The organism is Gardnerella sp. 30-4, from assembly GCF_001641215.1.
Lineage (GTDB): Bacteria > Actinomycetota > Actinomycetes > Actinomycetales > Bifidobacteriaceae > Bifidobacterium > Bifidobacterium leopoldii.
The window spans coordinates 1-3,826 of record NZ_LXJL01000007.1 but is presented as its reverse complement, the minus strand read 5'-3'; the positions used below and the strand labels follow the sequence as shown (position 1 = coordinate 3,826).

At 37.2% G+C, this 3,826-nt stretch carries 2 protein-coding genes; both read right to left on the bottom strand.

Translation table 11 applies throughout. The features are described 5' to 3' along the window. Positions 1-2,024 (bottom strand): Rib/alpha-like domain-containing protein (locus tag A5294_RS00670; protein WP_197457095.1); only part of this gene is annotated, 2,024 nt, incomplete at its 3' end. Positions 2,025-2,369: 345 nt separating this feature from the next. Further along, positions 2,370-3,548, bottom strand: coding sequence for an Mbeg1-like protein (locus A5294_RS00665; protein ID WP_004119768.1), 1,179 nt, complete (start codon positions 3,546-3,548; stop codon positions 2,370-2,372). Positions 3,549-3,826 lie beyond the last annotated feature (278 nt).

The window sequence follows — 3,826 nt, the reverse complement described above, 5'->3', positions numbered from 1 at the left end:
TTTTTAGCTGGGTTTAGTGGTGTTGCTGGAATGATTTCTACAACGTGAGCTTTAAGAGTTACTTTCTGTTTTGCTTTGTTTGCAAAGGTTATTTCTACGATAAATGTTGTTTCTCCAGTGTTTGTTGTGTTTGGTTGTTTTACAACTTGTACTGTGCTGTTTTCTGGTAAGTTTTTTAAGTATGGTTTGAAGTCGAAATTATCGGGGATTTTATTGTCTTTTTTGACTTCTATTTTCTTGCCAGGTTCAGCAGTAACATTTGGAATCGGAGTAATGGTTTTGCCTGGTATGAGTTTTTTAGCTGGGTTTAGTGGTGTTGCTGGAATGATTTCTACAACGTGAGCTTTAAGAGTTACTTTCTGTTTTGCTTTGTTTGCAAAGGTTATTTCTACGATAAATGTTGTTTCTCCAGTGTTTGTTGTGTTTGGTTGTTTTACAACTTGTACTGTGCTGTTTTCTGGTAAGTTTTTTAAGTATGGTTTGAAGTCGAAATTATCGGGGATTTTATTGTCTTTTTTGACTTCTATTTTCTTGCCAGGTTCAGCAGTAACATTTGGAAGTTCCTCGATATTAGCCAATCGCTTATGAATAATTATTGGAACTATAATAGTTTTTACTGAATTATCAGATAATGCAAGTAATATTTTACCTTCGTATTTTCCACTTTTAGAAGTGTTAATAGAAGTTTTATCTGTAATATCTGTAATGGTAGATCCTTGCGGTCTGTCTGATGCATTAAGAAGATAATCTGTTACTTTTGGTAACTTATCGTTTTCAAAAATGTCTATGTTTTCAATTTTAGGTTCGAAAGATTGTTCGTCAGTTTTAATAACTGGTTCGTTAACTAATCCGTCGAGTGCAGCAATTTTGCGACCGGTTCCTTCAATTTTATTGCGTTCGCCAACTGTGAATCCTTCGAAACTATCCATTCTAGGCTCAAAGTAACTACGAGATCCGTGACCTTCTCCAGATCTTCCTATGCTTATTGCGCCGTTAAGGTTTCCTATTGGTCCTATTACTTTATCATTATCAACCTTGTAATGAACAGCATAACCCTCTTTTGTTAATTGATCGCCAAAATCAGATGTTTCCCAAAGCCATTTGTTGAATATATTACCTTTGATCCTCGGAGCGTTAAAAGTATAGGCCTTTGTAATCCATTGGTAATTTTTTTGTTTAGCGTAAATTAAAGCACGTTGAGATAAATAACCTCCGAGAGAATGCCCTGTTATATATAAATTAGTAGCAAGTTTTTCTCTATTGATTTTATCCATCACATTGTTTACATCTAAAGCTTGGCTCGGGTTTAATCCAATTGCTAGTTTAATGTCATTAGTAAAATCTCCGCCGCTTTCAGTTCCTCGGATTGCAAGAACTTGCACGCCGTTTTGCTCAATAAATGGGTATGCAGGATTTACATTTTCAAAAAGAATAGCATCAAATCCGCTTCCAAAGTGGTATGTTTCTTTGACTTTCCAGAATGGCGCAAGCTCGTTATGCATAAGCTTGTATTCGTTGCGATTTTTGTAAATTTTAGTGAGTGGTCTTGAGTAGTCAAGTACTTCTTTGACGTAACTGTCTTCCCTATACACAAGCTCCATAAAAAGCGCCATATCGCGAGGGCTAATATCCCACCTGCGAGGATTGTTATCGTTTTTGTCATCTAACCCGTCGCCGTCGGTGTCCTTAATAAGTGGATGCGAATTATATCCGTAATATGTGCGTCCGTTTTTTACGTAAGTGTAAAGCTCTTCGCTGTTCTTCAGACCGTCGCCATCGCTATCTTGATCTGGATCTAGCGCGGCTTTATGGTAAAGCAAAGAATCAATCTGATTATTTTCCAAACGAATTCGACCAGTAGAAATGTCGTGAGCAGTTTGTGCAGTCAAAGGAGTGTGAATTGGTGATGTTTCTTCTGCAACTGCGGTTGTTGCTAACGAAGGTACGTAAATCAGAGATGAAACAATCAAACCAAAAGCTAATACAATTCCACTAATTGTGTGAATGGTACTTACTTTTCTCATACTGCTATTCCTTACTTTTTGTACAGACTTCTACTTTATTTTGAAAATATTTTTGCGAGCAGCACAACAGATTTAGCTCAACGTGTTGATTTTATCAGATTTAACAACTTCATAAAATTGTATCTAGTTGAATCAGATAAKYTTAATAAGTACCAAAAGTTAATACTTAAGCTTATGCGGTGTAATAGGAAAGAATTTCATTAGATTAATTGATATAGGAAAAGCGCTGAGCTACTTGGGATATTAATGAATCATCGGTAAATCAGCGCTTAGCTTATTGTTAATAAATTACACGAGGTAGCTATCTATTGCTGGTGCTAATTAGCAATCCTTAATTAGCAGTAATTAGAACGTGCGAACATCGTAGAAGTTGTTAAGTTCTTCCATCCAACGTCCAGTGCCAGAAATATCTCCTCTAGTACCTACGGTGAAACCTGGGAAATTGTTCATACGAGCCTCAAGATAGCTTCGAGAGCTATGTCCTTGCGCAGAATTGCCGACGCTTATAGCTCCAGCAAAATTGCCAACAGAACGAATAACCTTGTCGTTGTCTACTTTGTAATGAACAGCGTAACCTTCTCGAGTGAGCTTATTGCCAGTATTGGCGACGGTACGTAACCAACGGTTGAAAATATTTCCCCAAATTTGTGGTGAATTGAATGTGTAAATTTTCTTAATCCAGTTGTAGCCTTTGCCTTTAGCACGAATTAAAGCACGCTGTGCAAGATACCCTCCGAGGGAATGTCCGGTAATATACAAATTGCTAACAGTATTTTCGCGACCATAACGCTCAATCAACTGCTCAACATCTTTAGCTTGATCTGGGTTATGACCTACAGCTATTGCAAAATCATCATCGTAATCATTAAATTGGGAAGTTCCACGAATTGCTAGTACTTGAACAGTGCCTTGTTCTAAGAATGGGTATGGACTTACATTTTCAAACAAAACAGCATCAAATCCTCCCCTCTTGTGGTAGGTTTCTTTAACTTTCCAGAATGGTGCAAGCTCGTTGTGCATAAGGCGGTACTCATTGCGATTTTTGTAAATGTCGTGAAGCGGTTTAGTGTAATCGAGTACCTTATTTATGTAATTATCATCTCGATAAGAAAGTTCAGAGAATAAAGCCATATCGCGAGGACTAATATCCCACCTGCGAGGATTGCTGTCTTGATTATCTGGAATACCATCGCCGTCGGTATCGTTCATCATAGGGTGAGAATTGTACCCATAATAAGTCTTACCGTCTTTAGTGTAAGTGTAAATTTCCTGACTATTAGTTAAGCCGTCACCATCTAAATCAGCTTGCGGATCAAGAGGCTTCTTGTGATATAAAGACATATCCAAAGCCCCAGGTAAATCTAAGCCTATAGTTCCATTTGCGATTTGTTTAGCTGTTTCAGCAGTAAGTGGAGTTTTTGCATAATTATCTGCGGTTGTTGCCATTGCTGGCATTGCGAAAGCAGATAGGCTCAAGAGCATGCATAGGCTAGTTAGGAACCCTGTTACTGCATTGCGTTTCATAGTATCCTCCCATATTTTGTTTAGTTTTGTAGTCAACAAATGTATAGGACGACTGTTTACGATTTGTAGCACCTCTTTGTTAACTACGTGCGTTATATAAATTAATCGAAATTTATTTTGCCGCCACAATTGCTATTCTACACAATTCGTCAATTGTATAGTCTACATAAACAAAAGTCCATACTTCTAAATAAATGTTGTTGCTCCTTTTTGTTTACTAAAATCATTGACGATGTGTATAAGAGCCATAGAAAACATCTATATAACTAGAATTATCA

Coding starts and splice junctions, on each gene's coding strand:
- A5294_RS00665 (WP_004119768.1), bottom strand. CDS start 3,548: ATGAAACGCAATGCAGTAACAGGGTTCCTAACTAGCCTATGCATGCTC.